We start from the raw sequence: 18,127 nt of genomic DNA on the forward strand, positions 1-18,127 counted from the left end.
GGTTATCCCTCAAGTACCTGTTCTTGCGCCAAGCCTTCACGACAATATTCTGCCAAAGTGCTGAGTCTACGTTTGGCATTTTTATGGATTGGATTTTTTTCATCCCATGCATAACCAGCCAATAATGAAGAAATCATACGGCGAATGCCTTCATTCTGATTTTGCGAAAACACCACATCTTGGAACTCGCCTTCGTACCATGACTCAACATAGGCACGAAATACCTGAATGCCGCGACGTAATGGTTTTTCATATTCTTCTAACCAGTCGACTTGTTCACCTTGTAAAACTCGTTCAACTAAAGGAACAGCCAAACTTGAAGATTTAAGAGCAATCGTTACACCTGATGAAAAGACAGGATCAAGAAACTCACCCGCATTACCTAATAACGCATAGTTGCGGTCTGCCAAGTGTTTTACATTCGCTGAGTAGCCCACCAAAGTACGCACTGGTGTATCAAACTTTGCATGACGCAAGACATGTGACAAGCTTGATTCATCAGCCAAAATACGCTTAAACATTGCCTCTGGTTCATTATCTTCAGCATTTTCGACCGTGTATTTGTCAAAAAATTCTTGTTCTGCAACGACACCGAAAGAAGCACGCCCATCAGCAAATGGAATTAACCAATACCATGCACGGTGATCTTTTTCATGGACAGTAATTAAAATTTTATTACGATCAAACTCTGGGTCATCTGTAATTCCATCTTGAATATGGGTAAACAGCGCACATCGTACCGGAAAATTTGATGGGCTTTCCAAATCAAGTAATTTTGGCAAAATTCTCCCAAAGCCGCTCGCATCTAACAAAAATTTAGTTTGAATCTGATAACGCTGTTGTTCTTCATCGATTACTGTAAGTACAGGCTGTTCAGATGCAACATCAACATCTAAGACTTCATGTCCAAAGCGTATATCTGCGCCATAAACTTGAGCCTGCTTTGCTAGCAAATTGTCAAAATCTGCACGGCGAACTTGCCAAGTTGTTCCCGGACCATCGGTAAATTTTTCTGTAAAGTCATAGAAGCTACGCTGTTTGCCGCGTAAAAAAGCCGCCCCGTTTTTAAATTGAAAAGCGTATTGCTCAACATGCTCACGGACTGTTTCTAATAAACCAGCCTCTTCTAAAAACGCCATAGACTGCGGTAACAATGACTCACCAATCGAAAAACGAGGGAAATACTGTTTTTCAATGACCGTAACGGTATAGCCCTTTTTTCGAAGAAGTGCAGCAGCAGAACTACCTGATGGCCCAGCCCCAATAATCACGACGTCAATTTTTTCTATAGTGCTCATAGCACAACTTCCTTTTTAATTTATTCAAATTATGAATGGTCTTGTAAATTTACAATATGTTTTTCATCTGCAGGGGTTAACAAAGTCGCATAGATAAACGAGAAAATAACCCCGAATAAAACCGTTAAACCAAAACAATGAATTGCATAAGTATGGCTAAATGAAAGTAATCCAAAGCCGAGTAAGGTCGACATCATACATAAAAATAACGCCATTCCAACTACTTGCGGGTGATCATGTCCATGTCGGTAGAAAATTGCATAGTCGACTCCAATTCCGATAATCAGAAAAGTCGCCATAATACTAAACAGGTTAATCTCGACACCTAACCATGCCTGAACAGCAAAAGTGCTTAGTAAAGCCAAGCTGACTGGCAGGATCAAAGGCACAATCGAACTTAATCCATAAATAAGCGCCAAACCAACTGCCAGACCAATTAAGGCATAAATCAGAAGATGTTGAGCCTGTACTCGATGTTCAGCAAACATTTGCGACATTTCGGTAATCGGTTGCTGAAAATGTATATGCTCATTCTGAAGCTGCCTTAACACGTTAGGTTGCTTCACCCCTGTCACCATGACTAATCGTTCATTGGTTTGAGGCTGTAAAAAAGCTAGAGGGTGATCTTTAAATACAGAAAAATCTAATAACGGTTGTGTCGCCAGTTGCTGTTGCCACTGTAAAATATCATTAACATTTAGGCCCATGCTTTGTGCATATTGCTGCAAAGTCACTTTTGGAATATTTCTTAATAGTTGTAGATTATTTTGCTGGTCTGCCAATGGTGGAATCCATTGACCTAAAGCTTGAAATGCACTGATTTTTCCGTTTGTTTGCAACTGTTGTAATTGCCCAATCAGTTGCTGCTCTTGTTGCTGCATTTCATTTGCAGATGCTGCACGCACCACAAAGTAATCACTACTTTGCTGCTGACCAAATTGCTCACGAACTGCTTGGTCCTGCTGTTTTAAGCTCGCGTCCATACCTTGTAAGTTACGAATATCATCGTTACTTTTAAGATAGAAAAGACTCACTGTACCTACTGCTAAAATGACTACAATCAAGCCATAACGTATCTTAGCACGCTGTTGAAACCATAAGCGTGCTTGTCCAATCCACGATAAAGCTTTTATTGCTGGCTGGGCATTGAGTGCAGGTAATCTTGGTAATAGTAGTACACTACTGATCCACGCCGCAGTTAATCCCACAATTGAAAAGACCGCAATCTGCTTAAATCCTGGGAATGGGGTAAAACTCAAAAAGATGTATGCAACTAATGTGGTCATTAAGCCCATAAACAAACTTGGTAATAGCGGTTTTAAAATTTGAAAACCACCAAGCTTTCTATGCTGCGATTGCATCGCCATAAAATAAAATGAAAAGTCGACACAGACACCAATCAGACTCGCACCGAATACCAATGTCATCAGGTGAATTTCACCAAACACCCAATGTGTGACTGCAAACGCCACAAAGCTTCCAGTCGAAACTGCAATAAACTCGGTTGCCAAAGGTCGCAGTGAGCGAAAGCCGAACCAAACCAGAAAAATTAAGCCCAGTGTCGAGCCAACACCAATGGTTGAGATTTCCTGTTTGGCCGATTGCGTACCAAAATTTGAAAATAAAATAGTTCCAGTCCAATGAGATTTTAATCCCATTGCCGCTAGTTTTTGCTTAGTTTGTTCAATCCAAGTAGAGGTCTGTTCTTGGTAATCAATATTGTATGGACTTTGCGTCAACTGTAATACGAAAAGCCGAGAGATACCTTGTTCATGATGAATCGTGGCAAAGCCCTGCTCCATTTCAATATCTTGTTGTGACGGGTTTGCCAACTGCATGGCATAACGAGGGAACAATAATAGCGGGTCTTGCTTAAGTGATTCAGCAGTGACAGGCATGCCTGGACTCATCATCTGCATCAGGCTTTGTTCAGTCAGCGCAGCATAGTCCTTTTTTTGCAATAAGGCTTGATCTTGAGCACTCAACAAACCTGCTCGATGTTGATACAACTGTTTTGCAAAATGATCAAAATCAAGTTGTGGCTTCAGCGGTTGCCACAACTGGCTTTGCTTGGCCTGCGCTGTTAAGAAATGAGTCGCTTGTTGTATCGCAGCTTCATCTTTGGCATCTATCACCACAAATACTTTATTGTTGAGTTGCTCATTCATGTACTGCTGAGTACTTGCAAGTTCTAGGTCTTGCTGAACCTTAGGCAATAACGCAAAAATATTGGTCTGAATATGAATATCTTTATTCAGCCACGTTACGCCAAGCCCCACAGCAATCAGCAGCAGAGCAATTAACCAAAGTACAGTGAACTTATTTTGCCAGTTGGAAAAGCGCATGCTCAGCAGCCGTTAGAGTCGTCGGTTGAGAAGTCTGGTGACTAAAACGAATAGTCGTTAAATTATTCGCTTTTTCGGTAATCACGATTTGGCTGACGTACTGTTGCCCTTGAGCATCAACACGCACAAATAACTTTTTAAACAAGTTACTTTTCGGAGTTAAGCTCATGCTCCAACCCGCTGGACTATAATTCGCACTTACTACATTAAAATTCTTTGCCAAAGCCTGTTCATTACCAGACATGAGCTGTAAGAATAAAGTCGCGACCGAACTATATGGCGATTGATCAACTTGTATTTGGCTAAATGTACGCTGAGTTTTCTGTACCAATTTGGTTGGGGTAACGATCAAATCTGCTTGCACAGGTCGTTTGATTTGCCACGCTACACCATAAGATTTTGAGAACAACAAAGAGCCGTTCGATACAAAAGTTTTATTCAACGATGGCAATTTTTTTTGCTGTTCGAAATCAGCACGAACCGTAGGAGATTGTGACAATTGCTGAAAAATTTGAGTGATCTGTGTTGGCGCTGCATAGACCGCACTTAAACTGCTCATCCAAACAGCAGCACCTAAACCTAAAGTTTTGATGAATTGAGACATCACGCATTCCTCTTCGGTTGAAACTCAGACCATGCATTTAAACGATCAAACAAAACCTGTGGCGATTGAAAACACATTTCACGAGCTTCAATATTCACCGCCACCTGTGTGGTATAACCCTTGGTTAAACGTTTTCCTGACTCAGCATCAAAAATCAAATAATCAATTTTCAAACGGTTTTCCCATTCTTTTAAAATGGCCCGAACCCGAATCTTTTGTTCAAACTCAATACCGTATGCATAGCGAACATGGCTTTCAATCACAGGCCATGCATAGCCTGATTCTTTCATCTGCATATAGTTGTAATGAAATTGATCGAGCAATTTGCAGCGCGCAATCTCAAAATATTTTAAATAGTGTCCATGCCAAACCACATTCATGGTATCGACATCATGAAATGGAATTTCAATGATTACATCTGCATGCATTGGCTCACCTTATCCCATAAATTCTGGTTGATTAAACAATTCAAGTTGGTCTAAACGATCAACAATCTGTTGTAATTCGGTTTGTAATGGTCGGTCTTCTTCGACAAATGCAAAGCTTTGTAAGGTCCATTGCATAAACGTTTGCAATGTTGGACTTAACTGTGCCGTTAAACCTTTTAAATGAATCGCCTGCACACTCGCGCAGCAAAGTGCTGCAATGACTTGCTGTGTCAAGGTAATCACACGGCTCGCATCACGCGCAGCAATGGTACCCATACTCACTTTGTCTTGGTTATGACATTCGGTTGAACGTGAAAAAATTGAAGCTGCTAAAGTATTTTTCAAAGCTTCAGCTGTCCACGCTGATACTCCGATTTGTACCGCTTTAAAACCATGATTTAGCGGCAAACGTTCAGCCGTTGCACCTGTTAAATTACGCGGTAAACCATGATTCATTTTATGGTCGACTAGCTGTGCAATCTGTCTATCCATCAAGTCAGCAATATTAGCGATCATAATTTTTAAGCTATCCATTGCTTGTGCAATGTGCCCACCGTAAAAATGACCGCCATGTAATACACGCATACCGACTGGATCAATCAGTGGATTGTCATTACTTGAATTCAGCTCATTTTCAATAAACTGACGCAACCATACTTTTGAGTCTTCAAACACACCAATAATATGCGGTGCACAACGAAGCGAATAACGGTCTTGCAAACGTGGGCTTTGATGTGCTGTTTGTACTTCACTGTTCAGCCATTCACGTAATTGCTTGGCGATCTGTTGCTGCCCCGGATGTGGTTTTTGGGCAAATAGCACTTCATCAAAATGACTTGGATTTCCTTCCAAAGCCAACACGTTCAGCGCGGTAATTAAGGTACTTGCAAGAGCAATCTGCTCTGCTTTTTTATAGTTTAAGCACGCAATTGCTGTCATCACCGCAGTGCCGTTCATAAGCGCCAAACCTTCTTTTGGTCTGAGCGTTAAAGGCTGCAAGCCTTTTTCAGCATACACCTGAGCAACTGGAACAATATTCCCATCAACATACACATCACGCTCACCGACTAAAGTTCCCGCAATGTAAGACAAAGGCGTTAAGTCCCCGCTTGCCCCGACTGAACCTTCAGAGGGAATGACTGGAATTACATTTTCGTTCAGCAACCAAACCAAACGTTCAAGTAGTGCTATCGACACACCAGAATAACCACGAGCCAATGAACATAGACGCGTCACAACTACTGCACGAGCAGTGATGACATCTAAATTTTCACCTAAACCACAACCATGAAAACGTGAAAGATGCAGCGGTAATTCATTAACCTGATGCAATGGCACTTCAACCAAACATGAGTCACCATAACCCGTAGTCACACCGTAGATCACGCCTTCTTCTTCAAGGAGTTGATCGAGAAAATCAGCGCCTTTCTGAATTAGTTCACGCCACTCAGACGTTTCAGGTAAAGCAACCTGACATTCGCCTCTGGCTACAGAAACAACATCTTCAATACTCAGTGGCTGTTCACCTACGGTTAACACACGCATGTTATTTCGTCCAAAAATTATAAAAATTAAACCATTGATAAGGGGCACGCAGACAATGCTGTTCTAGTACGGCAACGTATGTTTTAGTGATGGTTTGCATACTTTCAATACGGTTAGCACGAGGTAAATTTATCTGCTCAGCAATTGAGTGAATATGCACTTGAAACTGCTGCTGTACTCGATAGCAAAATACCGCAATAACAGGCACTTTGAGTAAATTTGCTAAAATCCATGCACCTTGTGGGAAAGCTGCTGACTCCCCTAAAAAATCAACATGCTGTACACGATCTGACTGCACAGGTACTCGATCTGCCGCCACAATGACCCACTCACCTTGCTGCATTTTGTCTTGCAGCAGCATTGCAGTTTCAATACCCAGCTCATCAACTGATAAAAGACAGACATCTGCCTTATCATTTATCTTTTTCAAAAACTCATTAAATTTTGTCGCGTGCTTTTGGTAAACCAACACATTAATTTTCTGCGGATGCTCTGACTTAATAGCTCGAAGCAACTCAATATTGCCAAAGTGAGAGACAATAATCAGAGCACCTTTTTGATAATGCTGAGAGAAGTTTTCATGTCCAAAAACTTGCAGTTCCTGTTCGGGAATATTACCTAGCCAGCCCTCAATCTTATCTAAAATACATTCGCCAAATTGCATGAAATGCGCATAGCTATTTGTCCAATTTGGTTGGAGGCTAAAGGGAGACTGCGATCCAGCAAAATGATGCAGTTTTTGTAAATAAAGTAAGGAGGCCTGTCTTGCTGCGACAGCAAATAACCAGTACCACATGATGACGAAGTACATCACAAACTTGCATAACCAACGTCCACCAAAACGGTAAAACCACAACATCAGCATGAGGGGCAACATACCGCCTCGCTCTTTAATGTCGTTCCATTTTGGTGAAGCTGAATTTGTCATAATTAACCTTGCAGCTTTTGTTTTAATAGCTTTGGTAAGCGAACCAGCATCCCCATAAACAAGGTTGCATGCGCTTTACTTAGCCCTAAGTTATCTCGCCAAGCATGAAAATGAGAAATACCCTGCTCTGGATAAACCACAGGTGTTGGTACATTAATGAAAGGAGTATTTTCCCATTTTAAACGTACTAAAATTTCACTATCAAAGCCCATACGTGGCTGAAATTTAGCACTATTTAAAACATTTATTGTGCTCTCAAGCGGATACACGCGAAACCCGCACATGCTGTCTTTAATTTCAAAAGACAAACTGTTTAACCAGACCCAAAAATGGGTGATGTAACGGCCATATAAGCGCTTTTTAGGAATAGAGGCATCAAAGTATGGCTGACCAATTACCATCGCATCTGGATGTTGTCGAGACTGCTCAATAAATTTTGGAATGTCATCCCAGCAGTGTTGACCATCTGAATCGAGTTGTAATGCATGGCTTAAACCAAGCTCATAGGCTGCACGTAAACCAGTCATTACGGCTTGTCCCTTACCCTTATTCACCTCATGTTCAATAAGATGAATTTGAGAATATTGCTCTGCCAATGCTTTTAAAATTTGGCTACAAGCATCATCACTTCCATCATTGACCAACACAATCGGTAGATCAAAACTGTCCAGATAAGAAATTAAATCTGCTAAATAATGTGGATGATTATAAACCGGAACAACAAAGCCGTAATTGGACTGCATTTTTAATCCTCTACCTCTATTTGCAAGGCAAATAATAATCGGCCTGAAGCCAGAATCTGTTCTGAAACACGTAGTTCAAAACTCACTTTATGCTCTTTTCGAGCAAGCTTGAGTTGTACCACGGCATACGGACGAATTAGGTTTTGAAATTTTAACTGCTCATACCCCTGACACCAGCTCAAATCAGACCAAATTGATTTAGCAAATTGTTGTAAAAACCCTATTTGCCCAACCCCAGGATAAATGGGCTGTGTTGGGAAATGCCCTTTAAAACAAGCCAACTCAGGTGGAAATTCTAACTCCCAAATGTGATTATCTGAATTTTGAGACTGTGACAGCACCACGGGTTGTAACATAGGCTTAAATAGAGTTTTCAAATAGTTTTTATTGAGTTTGGACTGAGTATTTTGTGGTAACTGACTGAGGAAACGCCATTGACGAGGAATTGCGATCGTTTCCAAGCTGTCTTTTAACTGTTGTTTTAAATGGCTGACAAAAGCGGACTTACCCTGTTGCTGTAATTGTTCATGAGCTTGTTCTGTTAGAACGACAATACAACCCAACATTTGGCGTTGCTCATGTTCAAATACCAATACATGGCATTGCTTTACGACATCTAAAGCTTGGATACTTTGCTCGATCGCATCTAGACTTAAACGCTTTTCTTCAAGTTTTACAATTCGATCTGTACGCCCCAGCAGCTTAAAGATCTGACATGTTGCATCTGTCCATGCCGCACCGTCACCTGTGGTAATCCAATCATTCTCGAAGGCATGATTACTCTTGACCATAAGCTGTTGATCTTCAATACGAATAGCCACATTACTAAATGCAGTCCAAGCATCTTCATCTTTAGCGCGATGGGCAATACCACCAGTTTCCGAACTTCCCAAAACTTCAATAATCGGACGATTTAGTAAAGGGCGAACACCACTTTCTAGCTTGCCCCCGGAACTAAAGACCATCTGGCAGTGTTGTAAAATAACATCGGTTGTCCAGCGTTTTAATAAAGCAGGACTTGAGATCAAATAATTGCTTAATCCCATTGTTTCTAATTGTTTTTGGGCTTGTACCACATCTTCAGGGAATGCCATTTGAGGATTATAAAAACTTCGACCTGTAGCAAGTGGTAGTAGTAATTTAAACAGTAATCCATAAATATGTTGATGACTAACTGTTGCAATCGCAGTTGCATGTTCATCAAAGCTAAAACTCTGACTCAACCCTTGGACTTCGTTAAGTAATTGTCTAAGTGTTCTTGGAATTTTTTTAGGTTCCCCAGTTGAACCCGAAGTATAAAAATAGAGTTGAGCCTGCTCTAAAAAAGTATCGTCTAACATTAAAGATAAAGGAACAACCTCTCCAATTTCTTGACGCTTTAAAAAATAGATCTGCTGTGCTGAAAAATCCTGTTCTAATTCACGCACTCGATTGGATGGCAAAAGTATTTGCTTTTTCGCTAACAAAGCAGCAAAGAATAAAACCAGAAATTCATAACTATCTGCTTCCCATAAAGCCCAAGTTAGATTTTCCATTTGAGCAATTGCAGCAGCTTGTACCGCCACATCTTGCCAAAATTGATTAAAACTGGTCGAGTTTAGAGTACCGTCTATACAAAGTGGCTGAGATGAATCGATGAATTTCTGAAAATGGCAATACATAGTTTTTAATTAATGATTTGAAGAATGTAAACGCTGATGTCGCTTACGTAAAATAAATTCACCAAGGAACAAGATGCCCATCAGCACATAAGAAATAAAGCCATTATAAATGACCCAAACCTGAGTTGAGGTAAAAAGCACAGTGCTTAAAGCAATCAGTGCATTACAAAAAAAGAAAACACACCAAACTTTAGTGACCTGTCTGGTCCACTGTACGCCAGAAGCAGGTAAATCAGGTTCAACGAGTCGGGCAAAGCGCTCAATCATAGACGGCGGCTTAATGAGCGTCAGCGCAAAAATAATTAATGCACCTAAACTCATACCCACTGGATATAGCTTTAGCCAAGCATGATCATGTGACAATAAACTAAGGCTACCGCAAACGATGGCAAAACCCGTTAATGGCCATAATAACGAGTTGCCTTTGCTAAAAAGTCTGATGACACCCAACCCGATGAGTAAAGCACTCACCCAGACAAATTGGCCGTGACTCAAACTCCAACCCACAATAAAGGGATATAGCACAAAAAGTGCCGTCATTATCCCTTTAAGAATAAACTTCATTCAGCAGTCATGTTTTGAATAACCGTCACCACATCAAGTACGGTTCTCACATTTTTAAAGTCTTCAGGCTTTACTTGCTTACCTGTTAACTCTTTAATTTTTACAACTAAATCAACCGCATCAATACTGTCGACATCAAGGTCTGAATAAAGGTTCGAATCGAGTTGAACAGTCTCCGGTTCAATTTCAAACAAATCTTCCATCCATTCGCGGAGTTTAGTTAGTACTTGCTCTTGAGATAACATCATCATGCTCCTTATGACTTCTGTTGTGCTTCAACTAAAGCAACCAAGCTCTGGATTGACTTAAAATGCTGTTTGGTTTCATCCGATTCTGCATTTAAATGAATGTTGTAACGCTTTTTCAAAGCCAGTCCCAACTCAAGTGCATCAATCGAGTCTAATCCTAAACCTTCTCCAAATAATGGAGCTTCTGTATCAATATCGGCAATAGTAATATCTTCTAGTGCTAGAACATCAATAATCATTTGCTTTAGTTCATCAGCAAGATTGCTCATTTCAAGATAACTCTTCATCAAAAATTTTATAAAAACTACGACTTAACTGACGAACTTGTTTAGGTCCTACTGTTAAATCATCTAACAGATCTGATACTTGCACAGCATCTAATACCTTGACCTCGATATGAAATGGTTGAGATGGTACGTGGTACCATTTTTCATTCTTGGTTAAAGTTGATGGTGTACAAGTAATAATTACTGGGCGAATTGGTACATTTGCACGAATGGCAATATTGGCTGCGCCTCGCTGAAACTCGTTTAGGGTCATCCCTTTTTCAGTGCGCGTTCCTTCCGGAAAAATTAAAAGAGAAGCCGCATTATTTTCTTTTAGACGCTTTACACAGTCTTCAACAAACTGCTGAGAACCTGCATTTAAAATATAGCCTGCGCTTTGTACGGGTCCTTTGGTAAATGGGTTCGACCAAAGAGACTGCTTCACAACACAATTAGCCTGCTGCATCATACCAATTAGTACTACAACATCAATCAAAGTCGGATGATTGGCAATCACCAGCTCTTGGCGACTATTTTGTAGTTTTTCCAGCCCCTCTACCGAATAAGTCATGATGCCGAGTTTGACCATCATGTCGGTAAAGCCTTTAAAACTATGTTTAATCACATTTTGCGCACGTTGCTGTCGCTTTTGCGGAACAGAAGTGGTTGCATTGAGTACGGGTGCAATCACTGAGGCAATTGCCATACCACCCAGCCCAAAACTGGCAAAACTAAAGCCAGTAGCAGCCACACGCCAGCAATAATTACTTTTTTGCTTGAGATTTTTAAGATTTAGCATTTGTTCCACCCAAATGCAGATGTTAACTGGTCAGCATCCTGCCAAAAATGTGCAAAAGCAGGAGCATCTGCTTCATCTATATGCGTCCACGCAGTAATTTGTAAATTAGGTTGCTCTAAAGTAACGACAGCAGCCATCGCATAGGCAGGAAAATTGATTGCCTCAGCATAAATATTAGGTAATGGCTCATCATAAGCGATGACTAAGACCCGGTTAATCTCAGGCATTGACTTTAAAAGTGCATAAGCCTCAATCAAACCTTCAGTCCATGAACAGCTTAAGCTGGTAGAGGGAGTATCATCCTGACATAAAATTGAATAGAGGCCAGAAATTGCATTATGAACAGACGTTGAAAATTGTGTTGGCGATGGGGTTTGATCATTTAAAACATCTTGCAAGATATTTAATGTTTTGGCCTCATCACCATATTTTGATACCCAAACAATATAATCGGCCTTATTACCTTCTAATGCGCCGATCGCACTATTTAAAGCAAGTTTAGCCAATGGTGATAAACGTCTACGCTGCATAGCTGGGATGCAGTCGAGCGCAGTATAGGAGGGCTGAGCATGTGTAAATATAAGCTGAGCAAGATGTAATGTTACCATGCTAAAAAATGAACCCTAAGCCGCGTTATTCTGTCGAAATATAAATTATTTTATAAAGATGCTGATTATAGCATTCGTTATAAAATTTACAAAAAATTACGTTTATCACTCACACTTTTTCACAACTCTTCGGAGTAGCTCATTTATTTGCAAAAAAAACCCAAAGAAAACTTTGGGTTTTTGAACAGTAAAAAACTTAACGGTTAAATTTTTTCTCTGCTTTCTTAAATTTCTGAATATAACGACGGCGACGTGCAGCAGTACGTTCATCAACCTGACTCTTACGACCTTCAAACGGGTTTTCAGAAGTTTTAAAGTCAATACGAACTGGTGTACCTTCGAGTTTATACACTTTACGGAACACATTTTCTAAATAACGGCGATAATCGGCAGGTGTCTTATCAACCTTATTACCATGGATCACAATAGTCGGTGGGTTCTGTCCACCCATATGCGCATAACGCATTTTAATACGACGACCGCTAATCATTGGTGGTTGATGAGCTTCTGTCGCATCACTCAAAATTTGAGTCAATTTAGCTGGTGATACCTTTAAGTTCGCAGACTCATAAGCACGGTGGATAGAAGGATATAAATCACCTACCCCGGTTCCATGTAAAGCAGAAATTAAATGGATTTTTGCCCATGGAATAAAGTCAAAACGACGTTCAACATCGAGCTTACACTGCTTGCGGTCATATTCAGACATGTTATCCCATTTGTTGATGGCAATAACCATGGCACGACCAGCTTCAAGCGCATAGCCAATTAAATGCAAGTCTTGCTCAACAATACCTTCACGCGCATCGACTACAACTACGACAACATGTGCATCTTTCATTGCTTGCAAAGTTTTAACAATTGAGAACTTCTCAATCATTTCTTCAACCTTACCTTTACGACGCACACCTGCTGTATCAATTAAGGTGTATTTACGGCCTTCACGCTCAAAAGGAATGTAAATCGAGTCACGCGTTGTACCTGGTTGGTCAAATGCCACCACACGGTCTTCACCAAGCAAACGGTTGACCAGTGTTGACTTACCAACGTTAGGACGACCAATAATTGCTAAACGTAAGCCAGTATCTTTGTCATGTTCTTCAGGATTTTCATCTTCTGGAACTTCCGCAAGTACATCTTCCAGCATTTGCTGTACGCCACGACCATGGCTAGCGGCAACTTGTAATGGTTCACCCATACCAAGTTTGTAGAACTCAACCAAAGCTGCTTCGGCATGAACACCATCTACCTTGTTCGCAACAAGATAAATTTTCTTACCCAATGTACGTAGTTCACGAGCAATTTGCTCATCAGAAGCTAACAACCCAGCACGAGCATCAACCACAAAAATAATAATATCTGCTTCATTGATTGCTGTTTTTGACTGCTCGGCCATGTAGTTATCGATACCGCCTTCACTCTCACCGATACCGCCAGTATCAACAACAATGAAAGACTTATTTTGATAAGTCGCATCACCATATTTACGGTCACGAGTCAGACCCGCGAAGTCGGCTACAAGTGCATCACGACTCTTGGTAATCTGGTTAAATAACGTTGATTTTCCGACATTCGGACGACCAATGAGCGCAATAACGGGTTTCATACAATAACCTTAATTCAAGACCAGCCATATCTCATGGCATGAGCATTAGAAACAATACAGGAGATATATTTTAAGGTCAGATATGACCATAATAAAAGACGGGGCTTTGAACTGATTTAATTCAAACACCCCGATATTTTTTTAACAGCGTAATTTGTTAAGCGGCTATTTTAGCACAAGCAAACGAAATTAACGATTCTGCCAAATACTTAAATCGCCTTTTCTGGTCGAAACGTAAAGTTGGTTCTCAATAACACGTAATGTATTGACTTCACCACTTGTTTTTGAACGACCAATCAACTTACCTGTTGCAGGATCAACAAGATGTAATACGCCATCTAAATCACCAACAATAAGGTCCGATCCCAACACAACAGGGTTACTTAAATGACGGTTTAATAAACTATCATTTTGCCAAACTTGTTCGCCTGTCGTTAAATCATAAGCAGTTAACTTACCATCAGTTGATGAAACAAATACTTTATTGTCATAAACTTCTGGACGCTTCGTGCTGCTTGAGTCTTCACTCCAAACTACACGTTGCGAAGCTAGATCAGTTACGGTCACTTGCCCTTGGAAACTAGTCGTTACCATAAACTGTCCAGCAACAGTAGGATCACCATCGATATCAATCAAACGTTGAATATCAGAACGACCTTCACTTACCGCAACACGACGTTGGAAACGTGGAATACCACTAATCGTATCAATTGCATAAACATACGCATTCGCAGATGCGATTAATACGGTACGCGGGTCAAGACTCACCGGTGACGCCTGACCACGTAAACTAAATTGGACATTTGGTAATTTATAAGCCCAAACTTGCTGGCCTGAAGCAGCATCATGCGCAAATACAGTACCGTCGTTTGCAATGGTAATCACGCGTCCAGACTGAACTAAAGAAGGACTTAATAGTGCACCAGATAACTGCGCAGTCCACTTTTGTTCACCTGTTGCCTGATCTAAAGCAAAAAGTTGACCTTTACTATTACCAACAACAACAATTCCTTCAGCAGCTTCAACACCAGAGCTCAAGCCTAATTTGCTGACTTTTTTCTCCCAAAGACGCTGCTTACCACGATATGCAGCGACTTCACCTTTTGGGTCAAGCGTAAAGACCACGCCCTCACTTGCATCAAGCTGCAAACGTAACGGATCTGCCTTATCAGTAGAAGAAACACTGCGCGAAAACACGGGTACTAGAGTCTTTTTCGACTCAGTCAATTTCGGTAGTGGATTTGGTTTTGCTTCTTTTACTTTGTTGCTAGAACATCCCACCAGTACAGCTGATGCGATTGCAATTGCCAAAGGCAGTTTGAATTTCTGATTCATTAAGACTCTTCCACCTGTGTTTCCAAAATTGGGCGCTCAATCTGTGGATCTTCAACTAAAACGCCAACACTTTCGAGTTTAATTTGTAAAATTTGTCGTTCTTGTTTACGTTCCAGTAACGAATCCCATGCTGCCTGATACGCTTTTTTAGCAGAATCAATATCTTTCTTGGCAACAAAGATATCACCACGTAACTCTTCTACTGTTGCTTTAAATGCAGGATCGACGTTACCAGACAAGGTTTTTAGTGCTTCATCATATTTGTTTTGCGCCAATTGTGCATCTGCTAAACGCAATTTTACAACCTGAATCAAACCTTCATCTTTTACTTTTGAATTTTCGACTTTCTTCAATGCTTTTTCAGCAGCAGCATAGTCTTGTTTTTCATAAGCTAATTTTGCTAATACAAACTGAGTCTGTATCGCCTGAACAGAATTGATATCATCTTTTACAATTTTATCTGCCGATGCAGTTACCGAAGTTAAAGCATTAGGATTATCAGCACTTGCATTTGCCTCATCCATTAACTGCTGTACTTTTGCAGTTTCTGTCTGGCTGCTCGCAAGATTTCTTTTTTGCCAATATTCCCACCCAAAAAAGGCAATCAATGCAATGAGAATCCCGCTAATCATGGCAGAACCATATTTTTTGGCGAACGACTTTAAGCTGTCGAATTGTTCTTCATCACTTAAGCTCATGTGATTGTCCTTTTCCAGATGTTTCAGTTTATTTTGTAAATTTTTCGATTAAGAATGGTACAAGCTCAGCCAGCGCAACTTGAGACTGCTCAGCTGTTGCTAACTCTTTGATAGCAAGCTGCTGTGCTTCCCATTCACGCTCACCTAAAATCATGGCGTAAACAGCCCCAGCCTGATCAGCTTTTTTCATCTGACTCTTCATGCTGCCTTGTGAACCTGTTTTGATTCGAATACTGCTATTTGCAGCTTCTAACTGGTCACGTAATTGCTCCGCTAAAATCAAAGCTTTAGTTTGATAAGCAGGTTCTGCAACCAAGAAGACTTCACAATCACGAATAACTTGAGCCTGTTCAACCTGCTCAAGTAGAAGCAATAAACGCTCCATACCCATCGCAAAACCAACAGCAGGTACAGATTGATCTGGCTTACCTTTTAGCTGACCAACTAAACCGTCGTAGCGACCGCCAGCACATACAGTACCTTGCGAACCTAAAGCGGTAGTTGTCCATTCAAAAACGGTTTTATTGTAGTAATCCAGACCACGCACTAATTTTTGATTAATGACAAATTGGATGCCAGCAGCTGTCAAATAATCTTGTAACTGCTTAAAATGATCCAAGCTTTCTTCTTTCAAGAAGTCATGTAATTTCGGCGCATTTTCTAAAATTTTCTGAGTAGATTCAATTTTAGAATCTAAAATACGTAATGGATTCGTTGTTAAACGGCGTTGTGAATCTTCATCTAACGCATCTTTATGCTCGTTTAAAAACGCAACCAAAGCATTACGATACTCTGTACGCTCATCAGTTTCGCCCAAAGTATTTAACTCAAGCTGAACCTTATCAGCAACGCCCATACGTTTCCATAAACGAGCGGTCAACATAATCAATTCAGCATCAATATCAGGAGTCGCAACACCGAAAGTTTCCACGCCAAACTGGTGGAACTGGCGGTAACGTCCTTTTTGTGGTTTTTCATAACGGAACATAGGTCCCATATACCACACGCGTGGCGTAGCACCGCGCAACAAGTTATGTTCAACCAATGCACGAACACAACCTGCTGTACCTTCCGGACGCAAGGTTAATGACTCTGGTGGATTACCTTTGTCGAAAAAGGTATACATTTCTTTTTCAACAATATCGGTAGCATCACCAATAGCACGTTTAAACAAGCCCGTTTGTTCAACGATCGGCAAACGAATTTGTTGATATCCATAAGCATCCATTAAAGATGCTAAATGTTGCTCGAGACGTCTCCACGCTACTGTTTGCGTTGGCAAGATGTCATTAAAACCTTTGATTGCGACGATTGAACTCATGATGAACTACGAATAATTTCTTTAGATTTAGCTTCTTCAAGCTCTTGGACACGTTGACGAACCATAGTTTCGATTTCATCAACCAATTGATCGGTATCGATTAAATGGCTTTTTTCACCATTACGATAAACCAATGAGCGAGGCGCAGCCCCAACAACCCCGATATCAGCTTCTTTTGCTTCACCCGGACCGTTTACCTTACAACCAATTACCGACACATCCATTGGAGTACGAATATCTTCTAAACGTTCTTCCAACGCTTGCATCACCTGAATAACGTTAAATTCTTGGCGTGAACAACTCGGGCAAGCAATAAAGTTAATTCCGTTAGAACGAAGCCCAAGTGATTTTAAAATATCAAAACCAATCTTGATTTCATCTTCCGGTTCGGCAGCAAGCGAAATACGCATCGTATCGCCAATACCTTCCATCAACAATCCACCAAGGGCAATCGCTGATTTCACCGTACCTGTACGGTAAATACCAGCTTCAGTTACGCCTAAATGTAATGGATTATCAATTTGCTGAGAAAGCAAGCGATAAGCATCCATGGTTAAAAACACATTTGAGGCCTTTACACTAACTTTAAACTCATGGAAATCAAGACGATCTAAAATATCAATATGACGTAAAGCTGATTCGAGCAGCGCCTCACCTGTAGGCTCACCATATTTCTTTTGTAAATCTTTTTCTAAAGAACCCGCATTGACCCCAATACGCATAGAAATGCCATGATGACGCGCCGCAGCAACCACTTCACGCACTTTCTGATCTGAACCAATATTACCTGGGTTAATACGTAAACAGTCTGCACCATAATCTGCAACAGCTAGAGCAATTCTATGGTCAAAGTGAATATCAGCCACTAATGGAACTGAAACACGTTTACGGATCGCGCCAAATGCTTCAGCAGCCTCCATAGATGGGACCGAAACACGCATAATATCAGCACCTGCATCAACGCAACGCTCAATTTGAGCAACGGTTGCATCGACATCGCAAGTTTCGGTATTTGTCATACTTTGCACACTAATAGGTGCATCGCCACCGACATACACCGAACCAACACGGATTTTACGTGTTGGTCGACGTTTAATTGGGTTCTCTATCATTGTATCGCTCAACTCATG

At 40.8% G+C, this 18,127-nt stretch carries 18 protein-coding genes; all 18 read right to left on the minus strand.

Annotated features, from left to right (window positions below; all coding sequences use genetic code 11):
- Window positions 1-2 precede the first annotated feature (2 nt).
- Window positions 3-1,298, minus strand: a complete 1,296-nt coding sequence (locus tag RMB06_RS11880) for an NAD(P)/FAD-dependent oxidoreductase (protein ID WP_276124328.1) — start codon at window positions 1,296-1,298, stop codon at window positions 3-5.
- 29 nt (window positions 1,299-1,327) lie between these two features.
- A complete protein-coding gene (locus RMB06_RS11885) occupies window positions 1,328-3,643 on the minus strand; it encodes a hypothetical protein (protein WP_311079622.1) in 2,316 nt (771 codons plus the stop codon).
- A complete protein-coding gene (locus RMB06_RS11890) occupies window positions 3,618-4,247 on the minus strand; it encodes an outer membrane lipoprotein carrier protein LolA (protein WP_311079623.1) in 630 nt (209 codons plus the stop codon). The genes RMB06_RS11885 and RMB06_RS11890 overlap by 26 nt, the downstream gene beginning before the upstream one ends.
- Window positions 4,247-4,675 carry a thioesterase family protein gene (locus RMB06_RS11895; protein ID WP_000542808.1) on the minus strand — a complete coding sequence of 143 codons (429 nt, stop codon included), beginning with the start codon at window positions 4,673-4,675 and terminating at the stop codon, window positions 4,247-4,249. Before RMB06_RS11895 ends, RMB06_RS11890 begins: the two co-directional genes overlap by 1 nt.
- Window positions 4,676-4,684: 9 nt before the next feature.
- Entirely contained in the window at window positions 4,685-6,220 is a 1,536-nt protein-coding gene (gene hutH / locus RMB06_RS11900; protein ID WP_033849416.1) for a histidine ammonia-lyase, read from the minus strand.
- Window position 6,221: 1 nt separating this feature from the next.
- Window positions 6,222-7,148, minus strand: coding sequence for an acyltransferase (locus RMB06_RS11905; protein WP_033849417.1), 927 nt, complete (start codon window positions 7,146-7,148; stop codon window positions 6,222-6,224).
- Between the two features lie 2 nt (window positions 7,149-7,150).
- Window positions 7,151-7,891 (minus strand): glycosyltransferase family 2 protein, encoded by a 741-nt coding sequence (locus RMB06_RS11910; RefSeq protein ID WP_304396406.1) that lies wholly within the window; start codon window positions 7,889-7,891, stop codon window positions 7,151-7,153.
- Between the two features lie 2 nt (window positions 7,892-7,893).
- Entirely contained in the window at window positions 7,894-9,552 is a 1,659-nt protein-coding gene (locus RMB06_RS11915; RefSeq protein WP_311079624.1) for an AMP-binding protein, read from the minus strand.
- A gap of 9 nt (window positions 9,553-9,561) precedes the next feature.
- On the minus strand, window positions 9,562-10,116 hold the full coding sequence (locus tag RMB06_RS11920; protein ID WP_000668777.1) for a septation protein IspZ: 555 nt from the start codon (window positions 10,114-10,116) through the stop codon (window positions 9,562-9,564).
- On the minus strand, window positions 10,113-10,367 hold the full coding sequence (locus tag RMB06_RS11925; protein WP_001987856.1) for an acyl carrier protein: 255 nt from the start codon (window positions 10,365-10,367) through the stop codon (window positions 10,113-10,115). Before RMB06_RS11925 ends, RMB06_RS11920 begins: the two co-directional genes overlap by 4 nt.
- 5 nt (window positions 10,368-10,372) lie before the next feature.
- Window positions 10,373-10,633: a phosphopantetheine-binding protein gene (locus tag RMB06_RS11930; protein WP_000067033.1), complete on the minus strand. Its 261-nt coding sequence runs from the start codon at window positions 10,631-10,633 to the stop codon at window positions 10,373-10,375.
- Window position 10,634: 1 nt separating this feature from the next.
- A complete protein-coding gene (locus RMB06_RS11935) occupies window positions 10,635-11,438 on the minus strand; it encodes a lysophospholipid acyltransferase family protein (RefSeq protein ID WP_311079626.1) in 804 nt (267 codons plus the stop codon).
- Window positions 11,423-12,037: a beta-ketoacyl synthase chain length factor gene (locus RMB06_RS11940; RefSeq protein ID WP_311079628.1), complete on the minus strand. Its 615-nt coding sequence runs from the start codon at window positions 12,035-12,037 to the stop codon at window positions 11,423-11,425. The genes RMB06_RS11935 and RMB06_RS11940 overlap by 16 nt, the downstream gene beginning before the upstream one ends.
- Before the next feature lie 196 nt (window positions 12,038-12,233).
- Window positions 12,234-13,643 carry a ribosome biogenesis GTPase Der gene (gene der, locus RMB06_RS11945; protein ID WP_199997429.1) on the minus strand — a complete coding sequence of 470 codons (1,410 nt, stop codon included), beginning with the start codon at window positions 13,641-13,643 and terminating at the stop codon, window positions 12,234-12,236.
- Between the two features lie 189 nt (window positions 13,644-13,832).
- Window positions 13,833-14,978 (minus strand): outer membrane protein assembly factor BamB, encoded by a 1,146-nt coding sequence (bamB, locus tag RMB06_RS11950; RefSeq protein WP_064785518.1) that lies wholly within the window; start codon window positions 14,976-14,978, stop codon window positions 13,833-13,835.
- Window positions 14,978-15,676 carry a tetratricopeptide repeat protein gene (locus RMB06_RS11955; protein ID WP_125518849.1) on the minus strand — a complete coding sequence of 233 codons (699 nt, stop codon included), beginning with the start codon at window positions 15,674-15,676 and terminating at the stop codon, window positions 14,978-14,980. The genes bamB and RMB06_RS11955 overlap by 1 nt, the downstream gene beginning before the upstream one ends.
- 28 nt (window positions 15,677-15,704) lie before the next feature.
- A complete protein-coding gene (gene hisS / locus RMB06_RS11960) occupies window positions 15,705-16,997 on the minus strand; it encodes a histidine--tRNA ligase (RefSeq protein ID WP_044101238.1) in 1,293 nt (430 codons plus the stop codon).
- The gene (gene ispG / locus RMB06_RS11965; protein ID WP_086400274.1) at window positions 16,994-18,109 is read right to left on the minus strand and encodes a flavodoxin-dependent (E)-4-hydroxy-3-methylbut-2-enyl-diphosphate synthase; all 1,116 of its coding nucleotides are present in this window, start codon (window positions 18,107-18,109) and stop codon (window positions 16,994-16,996) included. Before ispG ends, hisS begins: the two co-directional genes overlap by 4 nt.
- Window positions 18,110-18,127 lie beyond the last annotated feature (18 nt).

The organism is Acinetobacter sp. V104_13 (genome assembly GCF_031798995.1).
GTDB classification, from domain to species: domain Bacteria; phylum Pseudomonadota; class Gammaproteobacteria; order Pseudomonadales; family Moraxellaceae; genus Acinetobacter; species Acinetobacter pittii.

What these genes read in the sequence shown, in the direction of transcription:
- RMB06_RS11880 (WP_276124328.1), bottom strand. Translation starts at nt 1,298, where the DNA reads ATGAGCACTATAGAAAAAATTGACGTCGTGATTATTGGGGCTGGGCCA.
- RMB06_RS11885 (WP_311079622.1), bottom strand. Translation starts at nt 3,643, where the DNA reads ATGCGCTTTTCCAACTGGCAAAATAAGTTCACTGTACTTTGGTTAATT.
- RMB06_RS11890 (WP_311079623.1), bottom strand. Translation starts at nt 4,247, where the DNA reads ATGTCTCAATTCATCAAAACTTTAGGTTTAGGTGCTGCTGTTTGGATG.
- RMB06_RS11895 (WP_000542808.1), bottom strand. Translation starts at nt 4,675, where the DNA reads ATGCATGCAGATGTAATCATTGAAATTCCATTTCATGATGTCGATACC.
- hutH (WP_033849416.1), bottom strand. Translation starts at nt 6,220, where the DNA reads ATGCGTGTGTTAACCGTAGGTGAACAGCCACTGAGTATTGAAGATGTT.
- RMB06_RS11905 (WP_033849417.1), bottom strand. Translation starts at nt 7,148, where the DNA reads ATGACAAATTCAGCTTCACCAAAATGGAACGACATTAAAGAGCGAGGC.
- RMB06_RS11910 (WP_304396406.1), bottom strand. Translation starts at nt 7,891, where the DNA reads ATGCAGTCCAATTACGGCTTTGTTGTTCCGGTTTATAATCATCCACAT.
- RMB06_RS11915 (WP_311079624.1), bottom strand. Translation starts at nt 9,552, where the DNA reads ATGTATTGCCATTTTCAGAAATTCATCGATTCATCTCAGCCACTTTGT.
- RMB06_RS11920 (WP_000668777.1), bottom strand. Translation starts at nt 10,116, where the DNA reads ATGAAGTTTATTCTTAAAGGGATAATGACGGCACTTTTTGTGCTATAT.
- RMB06_RS11925 (WP_001987856.1), bottom strand. Translation starts at nt 10,367, where the DNA reads ATGATGATGTTATCTCAAGAGCAAGTACTAACTAAACTCCGCGAATGG.
- RMB06_RS11930 (WP_000067033.1), bottom strand. Translation starts at nt 10,633, where the DNA reads ATGAGCAATCTTGCTGATGAACTAAAGCAAATGATTATTGATGTTCTA.
- RMB06_RS11940 (WP_311079628.1), bottom strand. Translation starts at nt 12,037, where the DNA reads ATGGTAACATTACATCTTGCTCAGCTTATATTTACACATGCTCAGCCC.
- der (WP_199997429.1), bottom strand. Translation starts at nt 13,643, where the DNA reads ATGAAACCCGTTATTGCGCTCATTGGTCGTCCGAATGTCGGAAAATCA.
- bamB (WP_064785518.1), bottom strand. Translation starts at nt 14,978, where the DNA reads ATGAATCAGAAATTCAAACTGCCTTTGGCAATTGCAATCGCATCAGCT.
- RMB06_RS11955 (WP_125518849.1), bottom strand. Translation starts at nt 15,676, where the DNA reads ATGAGCTTAAGTGATGAAGAACAATTCGACAGCTTAAAGTCGTTCGCC.
- hisS (WP_044101238.1), bottom strand. Translation starts at nt 16,997, where the DNA reads ATGAGTTCAATCGTCGCAATCAAAGGTTTTAATGACATCTTGCCAACG.
- ispG (WP_086400274.1), bottom strand. Translation starts at nt 18,109, where the DNA reads ATGATAGAGAACCCAATTAAACGTCGACCAACACGTAAAATCCGTGTT.